We start from the raw sequence: 17544 nt of genomic DNA, 5'->3' as shown, positions 1-17544 counted from the left end.
GTAGTACGACATGCCGCAATTCTTTATTGACCGCCCGGTATTCGCCTGGGTGGTCGCCTTCTTCATCCTGTTGGGTGGCGCCCTGGCGATTCCCCAACTGCCGGTGGCGCAGTACCCCACCGTGGCGCCGCCGCAGATCGAGATCTACGCGGTCTATCCGGGCGCCTCGGCGCAGACCCTGGACGAGTCGGTGGTCAGCCTGATCGAGCAGGAGCTCAACGGTGCCGACCACCTGCTGTACTTCTCCTCCCAGAGCAGCCTGGGCAGCGCCACCATCACCGCCACCTTCCAGCCCGGCACCAACCCGGAGCTGGCCCAGGTGGACGTGCAAAACCGCCTCAAGGCGGTGGAGCCGCGCCTGCCCCAGGCCGTGACCCAGCAAGGCCTGCAGGTGGAGAAAGTCTCCGCCGGCTTCCTGCTGCTGATCACCCTGACCTCCAATGACGGGCGCCTCAACGATGTGGCCCTCAGCGACTACCTGGCGCGCAACGTGATGAACGAGATCCGCCGCGTGGACGGGGTCGGCAAGGCCCAGCTGTATGGCGCCGAGCGGGCCATGCGCATCTGGCTCGACCCGCAGAAGCTGATCGGTTTCAACCTGACCCCGGCGGACGTCAATGCTGCCATCAGCGCGCAGAACGCCCAGGTGCCGGCAGGCAGCATCGGCGATCTGCCCAACCCGTCCAGCCAGGAAATCACCGCCACCATCCTGGTCAAGGGCCAGCTGACCACCCCCGAAGAGTTCGCCGACATTGTCCTGCGGGCCAATCCCGACGGCTCCACGGTGCGCATCGGCGATGTGGCGCGGGTCGAAGTCGGCAGCCAGGAATACCAGTTCGGCACACGCCTGAACGGCAAGCCCTCCACCGCGGTCGGCGTGCAGCTGTCCCCCGGGGCCAACGCGCTGAATACCGCGACCCTGATCCGGGCGAAGATGGACGAGCTGTCGCGCTACTTCCCCGCCGGCGTGGAATACAAGATCCCCTATGACACCTCGCCCTTCGTCAAGGTCTCGATCACCAAAGTGATCTACACCCTGCTGGAAGCCATGGCCCTGGTGTTCCTGGTGATGTTCCTGTTCCTGCAGAACATCCGTTACACCCTGATCCCGACCCTGGTGGTGCCGGTGGCGCTGATGGGGACCTTCGCCACCATGCTGGCCCTGGGTTTCTCCATCAACGTGCTGACCATGTTCGGCATGGTGCTGGCCATCGGCATCCTGGTGGACGATGCCATTGTGGTAGTGGAGAACGTCGAGCGGATCATGGCCACCGAGGGCCTGTCGCCCAAGGAGGCCACGCGCAAGGCCATGAAGCAGATCACCGGGGCCATCATCGGCATCACCCTGGTGCTGGTCGCGGTGTTCATTCCCATGGCCTTCATGCCCGGTTCGGTGGGGGTGATCTACCAGCAGTTCTCGCTGTCCATGGCCACCTCGATCCTGTTCTCGGCGTTCCTCGCCCTGACCCTGACCCCGGCCCTGTGCGCCACCCTGCTCAAGCCCATTGCCAAGGGCGAGCACCATGAGCGCACAGGTTTCTTCGGCTGGTTCAACCGGCGTTTCGAAAGCCTGAGCAACCGCTACGAGGGTGGCGTGAGCTATGCCCTCAAGCGCACCGGTCGCTACTTGCTGATCTACGCCGCACTGCTGGCGATCATGGCGCTGCTGTTCAGCCGCCTGCCCTCCTCGTTCCTGCCGGTGGAGGACCAGGGCTACACCATCACCGATATCCAGCTGCCTCCCGGGGCCAGCCAGAACCGCACGATCAAGGTGGTGGAGCAGATCGAGGCACACAACGCCGGCGAACCGGGGGTGGGCGACAGCACTATCATCCTCGGCTTCAGCTTCTCCGGCAGTGGACAGAACGCCGCCCTGGCCTTCACCACCCTCAAGGACTGGTCGCAACGGGGCAGCGACGACTCGGCCATGGCCATCGCCGACCGCGCCAACGGCGCCCTGAGTGCGATCAAGGACGCCGTGGTGTACGCCGTACTGCCGCCGCCGATCGATGGCCTGGGCACCTCCAGCGGCTTCGAGTTCCGCCTGCAGGACCGTGGTGGCGTCGGCCACGCGGCCCTGATGCAAGCCCGAACCGAGCTGCTGAAGAATGCAGAGAAGAGCCCGATCCTGGCCAACGTCCGCGAGAGCGCCCTGGCCGAGGCCCCCCAGGTGCAGCTGGAAGTTGACCGCAAGCAGGCCAACGCCCTGGGCGTGTCCTTCGCCGACATTGGCAACCTGCTGTCCACCGCCCTGGGCTCGGCCTATATCAACGACTTCCCCAACCAGGGACGTATGCAGCGGGTAGTGGTCCAGGCTGAAGGCGATCAACGCAGCCAGGTCGAGGACCTGCTGCGGATGAACGTGCGCAACAGCGCCGGCAAGATGGTGCCGCTGTCAGCCTTCGTCCGCGCCACCTGGAGCCTGGGGCCGGCCCAGCTGACCCGCTACAACGGCTACCCGGCGATCGCCATTTCCGGCGAGCCGGCTCCGGGCCACAGCACCGGTGAAGCGATGCAGGAAGTCGAGCGCCTGGTGAGCCAATTGCCGGCCGGCCTGGGCCTGGAGTGGACCGGTCTGTCCTTGCAGGAACGCCTCTCAGGCAGTCAGGCGCCGCTGTTGCTGGGCCTGTCGCTGCTGATCGTGTTCCTGTGCCTGGCGGCGCTCTACGAGAGCTGGTCGATTCCGACCTCGGTGCTGCTGGTGGTGCCCCTCGGGGTGCTGGGTGCGGTGCTGGCGGTGAGCTTGCGCGGGATGCCCAACGACGTGTTCTTCAAGGTGGGCCTGATCACCATCATCGGCCTGTCGGCGAAGAACGCGATCCTGATCATCGAGTTCGCCAAGAGCCTGTACGACGAAGGCCACGACCTGATCGACGCCACGGTGCAGGCAGCACGCCTGCGTCTGCGGCCAATCGTCATGACGTCCCTGGCCTTCATCCTCGGCGTGGTGCCCCTGGCCATTGCCACCGGCGCCAGTTCCGCCAGCCAGCAGGCCATCGGTACCGGCGTGATCGGCGGCATGATCACCGCGACACTGGCGGTGATCTTCGTCCCGGTGTTCTTCGTCGTAGTCATGAAACTGGTAAGACGCGGTTCGTCCAAGAACTGAACCCAGGCACACGGGCCCCGGTTCCGGGGCCCGTTCCTTCCTTGCTTGCCACGCTGAATCCAGCCTCGAGCGTCAGTCCTGCAACAGGCTGGTCAAACGCTCACGAGAGGTCTCTGGCTCACCTTCGACAGGCTGCGCAGAAGACAGGATGGGGGTGGAATAGAGCAACAGCAGAACCACGGCCAGACGCATCACCATGCTATCGATCCTTGCTCGGGAAAGAGTCAATAATTCAGCGTCAAATTTAAACACATGGCTATGTGACACTACCAAGTAAAATTTGCCTGGTGTGTGGATTGCGTCGCAAACACCCTACCCATTTGCGTCATCAATGGCGGCGCATGCCTTGAGGGCCTATTCGCCGGCAAGCGCAACACCGCTCGGCCAGCTTCTATAGGAGAAAGGCCAGACCGAAAGGCCGCCATTTGCTTTGGCTCTGGCTACACGCCAACGGTGCCGCACGTTTACCGGCAGTGACTCCACTGGAAAGCCTCTCCCGCGCAGAGCTCAAGAGTGCTGACGACACCGATCTGCAACATATCTCCAACGCAGCGGCGATTCTGCTGCGTGACAGTTGCGACCTATTGGGAGTGATGGGCTGGCAACCGGCACCATCGGCATTGAAATTGGCGTGATCTGCGAGTTACTCCCGGAGTATGGCTGCGTAGCATCGAATGCATTCCAATCGAGGAGAAAGCAGATGACCGCGCACAATTCACCCACACGAGTGGCCCTGGTTACCGGTGCCTCTTCAGGTATGGGCAAGGCTTTCGCCAAGGCATTGCACGATGAGGGACTGGTGGTCTATGCCGTCGCTCGTCGCCTGGAACAGATGGACGATTTGCGACAGCTTGGCGTACATACGTTGCAGATGGACATCACCTGCGATGAGCAAGTACGGGCGGCCGTCGAGCGCATTCAGGGCCGGCATGGCGCAGTCGATGTATTGATCAACAATGCCGGCTTCGGTCTGTATGGCGCCATGGAAGAGACTGGCATCGATGAGGCGCGCTATCAGTTCGAGGTCAATCTGTTCGGTCTGGCGCGCCTGACTCAGCTGCTGTTACCGGCGATGCGCGAGCGGCGTGGCGGGCGGATCATCAATATTTCGTCGATGGGCGGCCGCCTCTACACGCCGCTGGGTAGTTGGTACCACGCCAGCAAACATGCCCTGGAGGGTTGGTCGGACTGCTTGCGTCTGGAACTGGGGCCCTTTGGCATCGACGTGGTGATCATCGAACCAGGAGTCATTTCCACCGAGTTTGGTGAGGTCATGGTCACCCCCCTGCTGCAGCGCTCCGGCAGTGGCGCCTACGCACCCATGGCCCGGGCTACGGCCGCCGCCACCCGGAGCAGCTATGCCAGTGGCGGTGGTTCTGATCCGCAGGTGATCAGCTCGCTGATCCTGCATGCAGTCCGTGCCCGACGCCCGAAAACGCGCTATATCGCTGGCAAATACGCACGACCGATGCTGTTCATCCGCAAGTGGTTTGGTGACCGGCTTTTCGACAAACTGGTGCTGTCGACCGTTAAGTAAGGGTACACCGTGAAACAGGCGAGTCGTTTTAGTGTCCACCGCGGCTGGAGACTGTTGATCACCGACCTGGGGCTGCAGCCGGCCGACGTCCTGGCTCTGGCCGGTTTGCCGGGAGATCTATTCAGTCGCGCCGACGCCAGCCTCACACCGGCCGATTACTTTGCCTTGTGGCGTGGCTTGGAGACAGCTGCAGGCGATCTGGAGCTGCCACTGGCGATTGCCCAGGCACTCTCGGTGGAAGTTTTTGATCCTCCGATTTTCGCCAGCCTGTGCAGCCCCAATCTGAACGTCGCCCTGCAGCGCCTGAGCGAGTTCAAACGCCTGATCGGGCCAATGCACCTGTTGCAGGAGATCACTGCCGACGCCACCACGGTCGAACTGAACTGCTACGGCTATAGCGGTGCGTTGCCGCGCGCGCTGTGTACCGCGGAGCTGGTGTTCTTCACCCAGCTGGCGCGGCTGGCTACCCGCCAGGCGATCGTGCCATTGGCTGTGACGCTGGTGCAGCCGCCACAGCAGGCCGAAGCCTATCAAGACTTCTTCGGCGTGCCTGTCAGCGCCGGCACGAGCAATCGCATCCGTTTTTGCGCCGCAGATGCGGTGCGGCCGTTTCTAACCGAGGATGTGCAGATGTGGGACTTCTTTGCGAGCAACCTGCGCCAGCGTCTGTCGATGCTGGATGCCGAGGCTGGCATCGCTGAGCGTGTGCGGGTGGCACTGCTGCAAATGCTACCCAGCGGGCTGGGTTCCATCGAGGCCGTAGCCAGTCACCTGGCCATGAGCAAACGCAGTCTGCAGCGGGCTTTGAGTGCCGAAGCCGCCAACTTCCAAGGCATTCTTGGCGCCACCCGTGCCGAGCTGGCCCGGCATTATCTGAGCAACTCGACCTTGTCGTCTGGGGAAATCGCCTTTCTCCTGGGTTTCCAGGACGGTAACTCGTTTGTCCGTGCCTTCACCGCTTGGAACGGCATCAGTCCGATACGCTATCGCAAGGCGAGTTGACGACGTTCAGTCAATCGTGACGGAGTGGGCATCCCGCCGCCCCAATTCGAAAGCGCATCTGAGACGGTTTAGAACGAATCGAGCTGACTCCTTGGCTTCTGTAGCCATAAGCAGATCAGGGCCGATCGTCTGCGTCTGGCCGAAAGCAGCCAGTTACTAACACCAGACCAACCTTTCCCCTTGCGCCCTCCCCTATGACATGGAGCAGACCTTATCGATCATAAGGTCGGCAAGCCATGCAGGCTTGGGCGCAAATCGTGTGAGGAACTCAGTGGCTACGGGGCAACGTAGATAGCGCGCTGGACATGCCAGCTGGCTAGCCAGCATAGGCGTAAAGCTAGCCGATCAGCCGTGGCTCTTATGGTCCAGGGCGGCGTAGAAGTTGGCGCTTTGTTGCAGGTATTTCTGGGTGTAGGTGTTGGAGGAGGATTTCTTCTGGCTGATTTCCACGTTGGCACTGGCTGGCAGAACCACGCTGGCGGAAATGGCTGAGGCTGCGATCACGGAGAAGAGATTGAAGTTCATCGGTGTAACCCTCGGATTCAGTTGGCTTGCTTGCCCGTGTGGGCCGTGAAGCAAACTTACTCCCGAGGGTTGGCGGGAAAAAATTCTTTGCGGCAGTAGCCATTATCAGCGTCATTGATAGAAGCAGTCAGGCCCCGAACGACGGGGCCTGTGGCTTATTGACGCACCAGGAACTTGATGTCGCTGGGGGCTTCGAAGGGCAGTTTCTGCACCGTCTTGCCCAGGAAACCGGTCTTGGCGTCGCGTTCGATCACCACGATTTCATTGCTTTTCTGGTTGCCGATCAGCACGTAGCGGTTGCTCGGGTCCAGGCTGAACTCTCGGGGGTGATCGCCCTCCACGGAACGGCGCTGGATCTCCTTGAGCTGGCCATTGCTCTGATCGATGGCGAACACCAGCAACTGGTTGGCGGTGCCACGGTTGCTGACATAGAGGTACTGACCGTCCTTGGAGGCATGCAGGGCCGCAGCGGCCTTTTTCTCCCTGGAGCCGTTGGCCGCCAGATCCACCAGCTGACGCTGGGTCAGCTTGCCGTCCTGATAGTCGAAGACCGCCACCTGGGCGCTCATTTCCATGGTCAGGTAGGCATGTTTGCCATCGGCACTGAACAGCAAGTGGCGCGGACCACTGCCCGCAGGCAACTGGACGAAGGCCGGGTCAGCCGGTACCAGCGGGTGCTCCGGATTGGCCTTGGGGTCATAGCGGTAGACAAAGATCTTGTCCGCCCCCAGGTCGTTGGCGAACACGAACCGGCCGTCCGGGGACGACACCGACGAATGCACGTGGGCCGACTGCTGGCGCTCGGGATCGACCCGGCTGGCCGGATGGCTGGTGAGTTGCACCACCGGCGACAGGTGACCGTCGGCGCTGACCGGCACCACTGCCAGGCTGCCGCCCGGGTCCACATCCACCGAATAGTTGCTGACGAACAGGTAGTTGCCGTCGGCGCTCAGGCTGGAGTGAGTGGGCTCGTTGCCCTGGCTCTGTACCTGGTTGATCAGGTTCAGTTGATGGGTCTTGGGCGCCAGGCTGTAGCTGCTGACCCGACCGATGGGGTCAACCTGCCCCGGGCTGTTTTCATTCACCGCGAAGACGAATTTCTGGTCCTTGGACAGGGTCAGCCAGGACGGGTTGGAGCTCTTCACCACTTGCAGCGGCTTGGCATCGATCTGCCCGGTACGCTCGTTGAAATGCAGGCGATACAGGCCCTGACTCTGCCCCTGGGTGTAGGAGCCCACCAGCAGTTCCTGGGTATCCGCCGGAGCGGCCTGGACCGCCATGGCGCCGACACTGCCGGCCATCAACAGCGGCCAGAAATTACGCATCTTCATGCTCACTCTCCTCTTCGTCACGGGCACTGAACGCGCTCATGCACACCAGGCGGTGCTCGCCGGAGTCACCGACCAGGGTCCAGCTCTGCAGCGCCTGATCAAAAGTCGCGGCCTGCACCTGGGCCAGGGTGAAGCTCCAGCGCTTGGCGGCGCGACCATCCATGCACTCGATCAGCAGGCGCTGCTCGTCGAGGGCGAAATCGAAGGCGTGCAGGCCGTCGATTTCCAGCATGTCGCAGGCTTCAAGGGCAGTGAGCAAGGTGTCGGTAGCAGCGGTCATAGCGATCAATCATCAATTGGAAAGGCGCAATGATAGCTGATTGGCGCAAGCGGGTTGGGCCAGCATTGCGCCGCGCAGGCGACTGTCCCAAGTACACCCTCCGCCGGGGCCGCCCGGTTCTTCAGCACCACCGGCTTTTCCCTCTGCACGCCGGGCATGAAAAAGCCGCACCCGAGGGTGCGGCTGGGTATTCACGCAACGGGATCAGTGAGCGAACAGCGAGTTGCCCTTCTGCCCCGCCAGCTTCTCCGGCTTGATCAGGAACCGCGCCAGGGCCGGCAGCAGCCACAGAGCGCCGAACATGTTCCACAGCAGCATAAAGGTCAGCATCAACCCCATGTCGGCCTGGAACTTGATCGCCGAGAAGATCCAGGTGCACACGCCGATGGCCAGGCACAGGCCGGTGAACAGCACCGCCTTACCGGTGGAACGCAGGGTCTGGTAGTAGGCCTCCTGCAATGGCAGTCCGGCCCGCAGGAAGCTTTCCAGGCGGCTGTAGATATAGATGCCGTAGTCGACACCGATCCCCACCCCCAGCGCTACCACCGGCAAGGTCGCGACCTTGACGCCGATGCCCATGAAGGCCATCAGCGCGTTGCCCAGCACCGAAGTCAGCACCAGCGGCAGGACGATGCACAGGGTCGCCGCCCAGGAGCGGAAGGTGATCATGCACATGCCGGCCACACAGATGTACACCAGGATCAGGATGGTCAGCTCGGACTCCTTGATCACTTCGTTGGTGGCTGCCTCGATCCCGGCGTTACCGGCGGCGAGGATGAACTCCAGGCCGTCCTTGTTGTGTTCGGTGGCGAACTCCTGCACTGCATGTACCGCACGGTCCAGGGTCGCGGCCTTGTGGTCGTTGAGGAACACCAGCACCGGCGCCAGGGAGCAGTTGTTGTTGTACAGGCCGTCGGCCCGGGCGATGGAGTTGTTGAGCACGTCGGGGTTGCGCGACAGGGTTTCCCATTTCAGGTTGCCCTCGTTCATGCCCTTGATCATCTGCTTGGACACGGTCACCAGGGAGATCGCCGACTGCACGCCCTCGGTGTTCTGCATCTTCCACATCAGCTCGTCGATGGGGGCCATGGCTTCATAGCGCGAGCAGCCTTCGGACGCGGTCTTGACCATCACCACCAGCACGTCGGAGCTGGTGGAATAATTGCTGATGATGAAGTTGTTGTCCTTGTTGTAGCGCGAGTCGGGACGCAGCTCCGGTGCGCCCTGGTCGAGGTCGCCGATCTTCAGGTTCTGGCTGTACCAGAGGCCGCCGCCAAAGGCTACCAGGGCCAGGGCGATGGAGATCGGTGCCACTTTGGGACTGGCGAAGTTGGACAGCAGGCGCCAGAACGGATGCTCGCGGGACGCGTCCTTCTTGCTGCGCTCCACGGCGCGCTTGCTGATACCGACGTAGGAAATCGCTACCGGCAGCAGGATCAGGTTGGTGAACACGATCACCGCCACGCCGATGGAGGCACCGATGGCCAGCTCGCGGATCACCCCGATATCGATGATCAGCAAGGTGATGAAACCCACGGCGTCGGCGAGGATCGCGATCATCCCCGGCAGGAACAGTTGGCGGAAGGTACGCCGCGCCGCGGTCAGGGCGTTGTCGGCGTCACTGGACTGCAGGGCGATACCGTTGATCTTCTGCACCCCGTGGGAGATGCCGATGGCGAAGATCAGGAACGGCACCAGCATCGAATACGGGTCCAGGCCAAAGCCGAAGGCGTGCATCAGCCCCAACTGCCAGACCACCGCCACCAGGGTGGTGATCAGCACCGCGATGGTGCTGCGGATGCACCAGGTGAACCAGTACAGCAGCACCAGGGTGATGATGAAGGCCACGCCGAAGAACATCACCACCATGATCAGGCCATCGATCAGGTCGCCGACCTTCTTGGCGAAGCCGACAATGTGGATCTTCACATTGGGGTTCTGCGCCTCGAACTTGTCGCGGATCTTCTCTTCCAGCTGGTGGGAGAACTTCTGGTAGTCCAGGGCCAGCAGCTTGCCCTGGTCCTGAGGGTCCGGGTAGGACTCCAGCAACGGGATGTCGACGATGCTGGATTTGAAATCGTTGGCCACCAGACGCCCGACCTGGCCGGACTTGAGGACGTTGTTGCGCAACTTGTCGAGGCTTTCGGCAGAGCCGTTGTAGCTCTGGGGGATCACCTCGCCACCGGCGAAGCCTTCTTCGGTCACCTCGGTCCAGCGCACGCTGGGGCTCCACAGCGACTTGAGCCCGGAGCGATCGACGCCGGAGATGTAGAACACCTCGTCGTTGATCTGCCGCAGGGTCTCCATGTACTCCTGGGTGAAGATGTCGCCGTCGCGGGCTTCCACCGAGATACGCACGGTATTGCCCAGGTTGGCCAGGTCGTTGCGGTGCTCCATCATCCGTTCGATGAACGGGTGCTTGAGCGGGATCATCTTTTCGAAACTGGTGGACGGGCGGATCAGGGTTGCTTGCCAGAACAGGAAAGCGCTGACCAAGAGGCAGATGAAGATCACTGCCGGGCGGTTGTTGAAAATCAGGCGTTCGAGAAAGTTCGCCTTGTCCTGGTGATGACTGCTCATGGAATTCCCCACCTTCTTATTATGTGCCCGGCTTATTTGCCGACTTCAGCGCCGGTTGCCGCAGAGACCCGTACCCCGCCCTGCCCGGCCAGGATCAGGTTGCCATTGCCGGCAGCGGCCACCGACGACAGCGAGATGCGGTCCTGGCGGTTGAACACGCTGAACGTCTGGCCGTGATCGCTGCTGCGGATCACGCTGCCGCCGTTGCCGACAATCACCAACGAGCCGTCATCGAGCAAGGTGGCACCGGACAGACCGAACTCCAGGGCGCCGCGGGCAGCGTTCAACTCCACCTGCTCCCAGGTGCTGCCGAAATCCGTGGAACGATAGAGATTGCCCCGCAGGCCGTAGACCAGCAGGGTCGCCGGCTGGCCGGTAGCGATCACGCCGAACAGCGAGCCTTCATAGGGGCCTTCGAGGCGCTCCCAGGTCTGCCCGTCATCGGTGGAGCGGAACATGCTGCCCTGCTCGCCGACGATGAACAGCCCGGAACCCTTGACCTCGGCAATGGCGTTGAGGTGGAACTGGTCTTCGTTGTCCAGGCGGTCGCTGACATCCTCCCAGTGCTGGCCAGCGTCGGTAGTTTCCAGCAAGGCACCATAGGCACCGACGGCGAAGCCGCTGCGGGTGTCCTTGAACCACACATCGAGCAAGGGCGCTTCACGCTTGAGGTCCTGGAACTGCTGGCTCCAGGTGACGCCGCCATCGGTGCTGGCCAGGACCTGGGCATCATGCCCTACCGCCCAGCCGTGCTGGTCATCGACGAAATACACCGCGGTCAGCAACTGCCGGGTCGGCACCTTGGCCTGGACCCAGGATGCTCCCTGATCGTCGGAATAGAGAATGTGCCCGCGATCGCCCACCGCGACCAGGCGCTTGCCGGCGTGGACTACATCGAGCATCAGGCTTTTCGCCGCCTTGGGCGATTCGATGGAATAGACAGTATCCGCTGCGGTGGCAGCGGCCAGTACCGGTGTCGACAGCGTCACGACACCCAACAGCGAGAGCGCTGTAGCCAGCAATGCGAACGTGCGCAGTGCCGGCGGGCGGCCAACAACCACACCCATGACAGGCTCACTCATAGACCATTCCCCCATTATTATTGTCAGGTCACTTGACCTCTCAGGGCGCCTTCAGGAGTTTGCGATGCCTGGATCGATCGCGACGATCGTCCTGAAACCTGCAATCTAGAGCCCCTTCGGCTGCGGGCTATCCTATCGGGCTTTCGAAAGGTCTGACAATCAACGCCACGTTATCTTTTGTTAATCACCGCCCACAGCGAAGCCCCTGAATGCCCGGGCATTCGCTGGGCTGATCGATACTCGTATGCAGCGGGCCGTGAGTCGTTGAGACGGGTACGAAAACCTCGCCGATTTAGCTGAATGCCGCCGGTACACGACCAAAGACTGATCCAGGGCATAGGCCGCCGCTACCCGCCGTTGACTATGATGAGCGGCGTGGGTGGCGAGCCCGATGACCTTCAGGAGTGACGCATGATTGCCATACGCGAGGCGTGGAAGGCTGGCCTGCTCGGCCCCCGGCACTGGGGCCGCAATCTGGTGGCCGGGGTCATTGTCGGCGTGGTGGCGCTGCCCCTGGCCATGGCGTTTGCCATTGCCTCCGGGGTCAAGCCGGAACAGGGCATCTACACCGCCATCGTCGGTGGCCTGCTGGTGTCGCTGTTCGGCGGCAGCCGCTTGCAGATCGCCGGACCCACCGGGGCCTTTATCGTGATTCTCGCCGGGGTCACCGCCAAGTACGGAGTCGACGGCCTGCAACTGGCTACCATGATGGCCGGGATCATCCTGTTCCTGCTGGGCATCAGCCGCCTGGGCGCCTTGATCAAGTTCATTCCCGACCCGGTGATTCTCGGCTTCACCGCCGGGATCGGCGTGATCATCTGGGTCAGCCAGTGGAAAGACTTCTTTGGCCTTCCCGCCGTCCAGGGCGAACACTTCCACCAGAAGCTCTGGCACCTGCTGCAAGCCCTGCCCGACCTGCATCTGGCCACCACCTTGCTGGCCCTGCTCAGCCTGGCGCTGCTGTTGTGGGTACCGAAAATCCCGGCGCTCAAGCGCCTGCCGGCGCCGCTGGTGGCCATGATCCTGGCCACCGCCTTGCAGTCACTGTTCCAGTTCCAGGGCGTGGCCACCATCGGCAGTGCCTTTGGCGGTATTCCCCAGGGCTTGCCGACCCTGCAACTGCCCGACATCAGCCTGCCACGAATACTCGACCTGATAGGACCGGCCTTCGCCATCGCCATGCTCGGAGCCATCGAATCGCTGTTGTCGGCGGTGGTGGCCGACGGCATGGCCGGCACCCGCCATGACTCCAACCAGGAACTGATCGGCCAGGGCATCGCCAACCTGGCCACGCCGCTGTTTGGCGGGTTCGCCGCCACCGGCGCCATTGCCCGCACCGCCACCAACATCCGCAACGGCGGCAGCAGCCCGCTGGCCGGCATCACCCACGCCGTGGTGCTGGTGCTGATCATCCTGTTTCTTGCGCCACTGGCGGCGGATATCCCGTTATGCGCCCTGGCGGCGATCCTGTTCGTGGTGGCCTACAACATGAGTGAGCTGCACCACTTCAAGCGCATGGTGCAACGCGCGCCCCGGGCGGATGTGGCGATCCTGCTGTGTACCTTTGTGTTGACGGTGTTCAGTGATCTGGTGATCGCGGTGAACATCGGAGTGATCCTGGCGATGCTGCATTTCCTGCGGCGCATGGCCTCCTCGGTGGAGGTGCAGCAGGTGGTGGGAGAGGATCTGGAAAACGAACTGCGCGACAAAGGGCGCGGGCACCTGCCACCGGGGGTGCTGATCTACACCATCGAAGGACCGTTGTTCTTTGGCGCGGCAGAAACCTTTGAACGGGCCCTGGCCCAGACCCACAGCGATCCGAGGCTGCTGATCATCCGCCTCAAGCATGTGCCGTTCATGGATATCACTGGGCTGCAGACCCTGGAGGAAGTGATTGGCCAGCTGCACAAGCGTGGGATCGTGGTGAAACTGTGCGAAGCCAACCTGAAGGTTCACGCCAAGCTTGAGCGAGTGGGCATCCTGCACGCCATTGGCGCGCAGAACTATCACCGCGACTTGAGCGAAGCGTTACAGAGCGAAATCCCCCCCGCCCCCACACCACCGCCGTTCTCGTAGGGGCTGGTTTGCCAGCGAAGGCGATGCCAGGGGCGGTGCAAGGCTTGAGGGCCTCTTCGCCGGCAAGCCGGCTCCTACACGGGGTGTGCGGTAGCTTGAGCCACCGTAGAGCTGGCTTGCCAGCGAAGGCGATGCCGGGGCGGTACAAGGCTTGAGGGCCGCCTCGCCGGCAAGCCGGCTCCTACGAGGGGGCGGTGCTTGGGTCACCGTAGGAGCTGGCTTGCCAGCGAAGGCGATGCCGGGGGCGATACAAGCCTCAGGCGAGGCTTTTGCTCACCACTTCAAAGACATCGCTGGACAGCTCGCCGGAGGCGCGGATGCGCTCCAGTTCGCCTTTCATCAACGCCTGGCGCGCGCTGTCGTATTTGCGCCAGCGAGTCAGCGGCGCCAGTTGCCGCGAGGCAATCTGCGGGTTGAAGCCGTTGAGCTGGATCACCAGATCCGCCAGGAAGCGATAACCCGAGCCGTCGGCCGCGTGGAAGTTGATCAGGTTCTGCCCGGCAAAAGCCCCCACCAATGCCCGCACCTTGTTCGGGTTCTTGAGGTTGAACGCCGGGTGCTGCATCAGCGCCTGGACCCGCGCCAGACCGCCCGGCAACGGGCTGCCGGCCTGGACGCTGAACCACTGGTCCATGACCAGGGCATTGTCCTTGAAGTTCTCGGCGAACACTGCCAGGGCCTGGGCCTTCTCGGCCTCGAACGGCGAGTTGACCAGGACCGCCAGGGCGGTGAGACGCTCGGTCATGTTGTCGGCGCTGTCGAACTGTTCGATGGCCACCGCCAGCACTTCGGGCTTGCGGGTCAACATCAGGTACGACAGGGCAATGTTCTGCAACGCACGACGGGCGAAGTGCTCGGACTCGGCCACATAGGCCGTGGCCTTGGACACTGCCCGGTTGGCCTGATAACGCTTCCATAGCGCGTCAAACAGGCTGTCAGCCAGTTGCTGACGGGCAAACTCGCGAGCCGCGTGGATCGCCTCGACATCCGCCACTTCGCTGATTTCGGTCAGATAGGCCTCGCCCGGCAGGGACAGCATCTCCGCGACCATGGCCTGGTCCAGGCTGTCATCCGCCAGCACGGTGCCCAGGGCGGTCACCAGACGTTTGTCCATCACCAGTGCCTGACCCTGCTGATGCTGGGCAATCAGTTCTTGCAGCACTTGCACGGCCAACTGCTGGCCGGCGTCCCAACGGTTGAAACCGTCGCTGTCGTGCTGCATGAGGAACATCAGTTGGTCGCGGTTGTAGGGGAAGCTCAGCTTCACCGGCGCCGAGAAGCCCCGCAGCAGCGATGGCAACGGATGTTCGGCAATATCGACGAAGGTGAAGGTCTGCTCGGCCTCGGTCACCGAGATCACCCGGGAAGTCCCCTGGGCGGCGTTTTCGCCGGACAGGCGCAAGGCGATGCCTGCCCCTTTGGAGTCCAGCAGGCCCAGCTCCACCGGGATCACGAACGGCAGTTTCTCGACCTTGTCCGGGGTTTGCGGGCAGCTCTGGCGGAAGGTCAGGCTGTAGGTTTTGGCGGCGGCGTCGTAGGACTCGCTGACCACCAGGCGCGGGGTCCCGGCCTGGCTGTACCAGCGTTTGAACTGCGACAGGTCGACACCGTTGGCGTCTTCCATGGCCTTGACGAAGTCGTCACAGGTCACGGCCTGACCGTCATGGCGTTCGAAGTACAGGTCACTGCCCTTACGGAAACCTTCAGCCCCGAGCAAGGTGTGGATCATGCCCACCACTTCCGAACCCTTTTCGTACACGGTCAGGGTGTAGAAGTTGGAAATCTCGATAAAGCTTTCCGGGCGCACGGCATGGGCCATGGGCCCGCCGTCTTCGGCGAACTGGTGGGTCCGCAGGTAGGCCACGTCCTGAATGCGCTTGACGGTGCGCGAGTTCATGTCCGAGGAGAAACCGGCATCGCGAAACACCGTGAAACCTTCCTTGAGCGACAGCTGGAACCAGTCGCGGCAGGTCACGCGGTTGCCCGACCAGTTGTGGAAGTATTCGTGGGCGACAATGGCCTCGACCCGCTGGTGGGCGGCGTCGGTGGCGGTTTCGGCGCGGGCCAGCACGGCGCTGGAGTTGAAGATGTTCAGGCCCTTGTTTTCCATGGCGCCCATGTTGAAGTCGTTCACCGCGACGATCATGAAGATGTCCAGGTCGTACTCGCGGCCGTAGGTTTCTTCGTCCCAGCGCATGGACTTCTTCAGGCTGTTCATGGCGTGCTGGCACTTGTCGATGTTTTCCGGCTCGACATAGATGCGCAGCGCCACATCGCGGCCGCTCTGGGTGCGGAAGCTGTCTTCGACGCACCACAGGTCACCGGCCACCAGGGCGAACAGGTAGGCCGGCTTCATGAACGGGTCTTCCCAGGTCGCCCAGTGCCGGCCGTCTTCGCCGGGGCCGCTGGCGATGGGGTTACCGTTGGAGAGCAATACCGGATAGCTGTGCTGCTCGGCCACCACGGTGGTGGTGAACTTGCTCATCACATCCGGGCGATCGAGGTAATAGGTGATCTTGCGAAAGCCTTCGGCCTCGCACTGGGTGCAGAACATGCCGCTGGACTTGTACAGGCCTTCCAGGGCGGTGTTGCTTTCCGGGTGGATCTTCACACTGGTATCCAGGGTGAAGCTGGCACTGGTGGGGTGCAGGGTCAGGTGGCTGTCGTCGAGCTGGTAGTCATCAGCACTCAGTTGCTGATCGGCGAGGCTCACCGACAGCAGTTCCAGCTGCTGGCCATCCAGCACCAGCGGTGGCAGCCCGGCGCCACGAGCCGGATTGCGCCGCATCACCAGCTGCGCATGGACCAGGCTGTGGTCCTCGAACAACTCGAAGGTCAGGTGGGTCTCGTCGATCAGGTACTCGGGGGCCTGATAGTCCTTCAGGTAGATCATCTTCGGTTGATCGGTGCGCATGACGAATTCCTTCTACTGATGCACGGCGAGCTGGTAGGCCGTGTACTTACGAATGTTGATCACGCCGGTGTCGAAGATCAGGTACTGGCCCTTGATCCCCAGCAGCGTGCCTTCGGCAATCGGGTTCTTGTCCAGGTTGAAGCTGACGATCTTGGCCGGGTACTGCTCGACCGGATAACGCATCTCCAGAGGCTCGATATCACGCACCGGCTGGATGGCCTGCAGGCCAAAACGTTCCTGCAGGGCCAGCAGGCCCTCGGCGCAGGATTCGAACAGTTGCTCGCGCACCTGGACCAGGTCCACCGCCACCGCATCGCCCTTGAGCAAGGCGCGCCAGTTGGTCTTGTCGGCCACCTGGGAACGGAACAGGTCCTCGACGAAGCCCGATTGCTGGCGGGTCGCCACGCGCATGATTGGCAGCGCCTGGCTGGCGCCCTGGTCAAGCCAGCGGGTGGGCAACTGGGTGGCACGGGTGATGCCGACCTTGATCCCCGAGGAGTTGGCCAAATAGACCACATGATCGGTCATGCAGAACTGCTCGCCCCAGGACGGCTCGCGGCAGGTGCCGGCGTCGTAGTGGCAGCGTTCCGGACTCATGATGCAGATATCGCACTGGGCCAGCTTGGTCATGCAGGGATAGCAGTAGCCTTGGCTGAAACTGGTCTTGGTCTTGCGTCCGCAGTGGGTGCAGTGGATCGCCCCCAGGTATTCCAGGCGCACCTGGGTGCCGATCATGGGGTTGACCGGCACCTCGGTGTCACCCAGGCGAAAAGCGTACTGAACATTCGGCCCGTCCAGGCGTGCCGACATTTTGCTGATGGAACCGCGGCCAATCTCGATCAATGGATGGCATCCGACTTGAACAGGATGTTCGGCACAGGCGCCGACTTCGAGGCGCATTCCTGCGGGCCCATGTAGCCGGTACGTTGTTCCTCGGGCAGGTTGTGCATTTCCCAGGCGATCATCGCCTGCAGGGACAGTTCGCGCTGCTCGGCGGTGAGCTTGCGGCCATCGGACCATTTGCCGATCTCTACCGCCAGTTTCAGGCTCTGATAGATCTCGGGGGTGATGTTTTCGATCATTTCGACAAAGGACGACATACAAGACT

The 17544-nt window shown here is 62.5% G+C and carries 14 protein-coding genes; 5 read left to right on the top strand and 9 right to left on the bottom strand.

Annotated features, from left to right (window positions below):
- Nucleotides 1–10 precede the first annotated feature (10 nt).
- Nucleotides 11–3109: a multidrug efflux RND transporter permease subunit gene (locus ACSSVC_RS18140; protein ID WP_346632793.1), complete on the top strand. Its 3099-nt coding sequence runs from the start codon at nucleotides 11–13 to the stop codon at nucleotides 3107–3109.
- A gap of 72 nt (nucleotides 3110–3181) precedes the next feature.
- Here the strand turns inward: ACSSVC_RS18140 and ACSSVC_RS18135 are convergent, their stop codons facing one another.
- Entirely contained in the window at nucleotides 3182–3307 is a 126-nt protein-coding gene (locus ACSSVC_RS18135) for a hypothetical protein (protein WP_256674552.1), read from the bottom strand.
- Between the two features lie 275 nt (nucleotides 3308–3582).
- On the opposite strand from ACSSVC_RS18135, the gene ACSSVC_RS18130 reads away from it, so the two are divergent.
- The 3 genes from ACSSVC_RS18130 to ACSSVC_RS18120 all read left to right on the top strand — a co-directional run bounded on the left by ACSSVC_RS18130 (nucleotide 3583) and on the right by ACSSVC_RS18120 (nucleotide 5648).
- The gene (locus tag ACSSVC_RS18130) at nucleotides 3583–3744 is read left to right on the top strand and encodes a hypothetical protein (protein ID WP_446439942.1); all 162 of its coding nucleotides are present in this window, start codon (nucleotides 3583–3585) and stop codon (nucleotides 3742–3744) included.
- A 65-nt stretch (nucleotides 3745–3809) separates the two neighbouring features.
- The gene (locus tag ACSSVC_RS18125; RefSeq protein ID WP_446439943.1) at nucleotides 3810–4646 is read left to right on the top strand and encodes an oxidoreductase; all 837 of its coding nucleotides are present in this window, start codon (nucleotides 3810–3812) and stop codon (nucleotides 4644–4646) included.
- 9 nt (nucleotides 4647–4655) lie between these two features.
- Nucleotides 4656–5648, top strand: a complete 993-nt coding sequence (locus ACSSVC_RS18120) for an AraC family transcriptional regulator (RefSeq protein ID WP_446439944.1) — start codon at nucleotides 4656–4658, stop codon at nucleotides 5646–5648.
- A gap of 345 nt (nucleotides 5649–5993) precedes the next feature.
- On the opposite strand, the gene ACSSVC_RS18115 is transcribed toward ACSSVC_RS18120, so the two are convergent.
- The 5 genes from ACSSVC_RS18115 to ACSSVC_RS18095 form a co-directional block, all read right to left on the bottom strand.
- Nucleotides 5994–6173 (bottom strand): hypothetical protein, encoded by a 180-nt coding sequence (locus tag ACSSVC_RS18115; protein ID WP_492611116.1) that lies wholly within the window; start codon nucleotides 6171–6173, stop codon nucleotides 5994–5996.
- 155 nt (nucleotides 6174–6328) lie between these two features.
- The gene (locus ACSSVC_RS18110; protein ID WP_346632788.1) at nucleotides 6329–7504 is read right to left on the bottom strand and encodes a lactonase family protein; all 1176 of its coding nucleotides are present in this window, start codon (nucleotides 7502–7504) and stop codon (nucleotides 6329–6331) included.
- Nucleotides 7491–7784, bottom strand: coding sequence for a DUF5629 family protein (locus ACSSVC_RS18105; RefSeq protein ID WP_346632787.1), 294 nt, complete (start codon nucleotides 7782–7784; stop codon nucleotides 7491–7493). The genes ACSSVC_RS18110 and ACSSVC_RS18105 overlap by 14 nt, the downstream gene beginning before the upstream one ends.
- 204 nt (nucleotides 7785–7988) lie before the next feature.
- Nucleotides 7989–10364 carry an efflux RND transporter permease subunit gene (locus ACSSVC_RS18100; protein ID WP_346632786.1) on the bottom strand — a complete coding sequence of 792 codons (2376 nt, stop codon included), beginning with the start codon at nucleotides 10362–10364 and terminating at the stop codon, nucleotides 7989–7991.
- Between the two features lie 32 nt (nucleotides 10365–10396).
- A complete protein-coding gene (locus ACSSVC_RS18095) occupies nucleotides 10397–11446 on the bottom strand; it encodes a WD40/YVTN/BNR-like repeat-containing protein (protein ID WP_346632785.1) in 1050 nt (349 codons plus the stop codon).
- Between the two features lie 411 nt (nucleotides 11447–11857).
- On the opposite strand from ACSSVC_RS18095, the gene ACSSVC_RS18090 reads away from it, so the two are divergent.
- A complete protein-coding gene (locus tag ACSSVC_RS18090; protein WP_346632784.1) occupies nucleotides 11858–13522 on the top strand; it encodes a SulP family inorganic anion transporter in 1665 nt (554 codons plus the stop codon).
- A 256-nt stretch (nucleotides 13523–13778) separates the two neighbouring features.
- Here the strand turns inward: ACSSVC_RS18090 and pepN are convergent, their stop codons facing one another.
- The 3 genes from pepN to ACSSVC_RS18075 are packed head-to-tail and all read right to left on the bottom strand — an operon-like array spanning nucleotide 13779 to nucleotide 17536.
- Nucleotides 13779–16436 carry an aminopeptidase N gene (gene pepN / locus ACSSVC_RS18085; RefSeq protein ID WP_492611115.1) on the bottom strand — a complete coding sequence of 886 codons (2658 nt, stop codon included), beginning with the start codon at nucleotides 16434–16436 and terminating at the stop codon, nucleotides 13779–13781.
- A 12-nt stretch (nucleotides 16437–16448) separates the two neighbouring features.
- Nucleotides 16449–17279, bottom strand: a complete 831-nt coding sequence (locus tag ACSSVC_RS18080) for a DUF2797 domain-containing protein (protein ID WP_346632782.1) — start codon at nucleotides 17277–17279, stop codon at nucleotides 16449–16451.
- On the bottom strand, nucleotides 17276–17536 hold the full coding sequence (locus ACSSVC_RS18075) for a YeaC family protein (protein ID WP_346632781.1): 261 nt from the start codon (nucleotides 17534–17536) through the stop codon (nucleotides 17276–17278). The genes ACSSVC_RS18080 and ACSSVC_RS18075 overlap by 4 nt, the downstream gene beginning before the upstream one ends.
- Nucleotides 17537–17544: the final 8 nt, after the last annotated feature.

The organism is Pseudomonas sp. E1BtOHC1 (assembly GCF_058744285.1).
Note: the sequence above shows the minus strand (reverse complement) of the source record. Positions and strands in the feature narration are given on the sequence as shown.

Excerpts from the sequence above, each read along its gene's own strand:
- ACSSVC_RS18140 (WP_346632793.1), top strand. The coding sequence starts at position 11 with ATGCCGCAATTCTTTATTGACCGCCCGGTATTCGCCTGGGTGGTCGCC.
- ACSSVC_RS18135 (WP_256674552.1), bottom strand. The coding sequence starts at position 3,307 with ATGGTGATGCGTCTGGCCGTGGTTCTGCTGTTGCTCTATTCCACCCCC.
- ACSSVC_RS18125 (WP_446439943.1), top strand. The coding sequence starts at position 3,810 with ATGACCGCGCACAATTCACCCACACGAGTGGCCCTGGTTACCGGTGCC.
- ACSSVC_RS18115 (WP_492611116.1), bottom strand. The coding sequence starts at position 6,173 with ATGAACTTCAATCTCTTCTCCGTGATCGCAGCCTCAGCCATTTCCGCC.
- ACSSVC_RS18110 (WP_346632788.1), bottom strand. The coding sequence starts at position 7,504 with ATGAAGATGCGTAATTTCTGGCCGCTGTTGATGGCCGGCAGTGTCGGC.
- ACSSVC_RS18105 (WP_346632787.1), bottom strand. The coding sequence starts at position 7,784 with ATGACCGCTGCTACCGACACCTTGCTCACTGCCCTTGAAGCCTGCGAC.
- ACSSVC_RS18100 (WP_346632786.1), bottom strand. The coding sequence starts at position 10,364 with ATGAGCAGTCATCACCAGGACAAGGCGAACTTTCTCGAACGCCTGATT.
- ACSSVC_RS18095 (WP_346632785.1), bottom strand. The coding sequence starts at position 11,446 with ATGAGTGAGCCTGTCATGGGTGTGGTTGTTGGCCGCCCGCCGGCACTG.
- ACSSVC_RS18090 (WP_346632784.1), top strand. The coding sequence starts at position 11,858 with ATGATTGCCATACGCGAGGCGTGGAAGGCTGGCCTGCTCGGCCCCCGG.
- pepN (WP_492611115.1), bottom strand. The coding sequence starts at position 16,436 with ATGCGCACCGATCAACCGAAGATGATCTACCTGAAGGACTATCAGGCC.
- ACSSVC_RS18075 (WP_346632781.1), bottom strand. The coding sequence starts at position 17,536 with ATGTCGTCCTTTGTCGAAATGATCGAAAACATCACCCCCGAGATCTAT.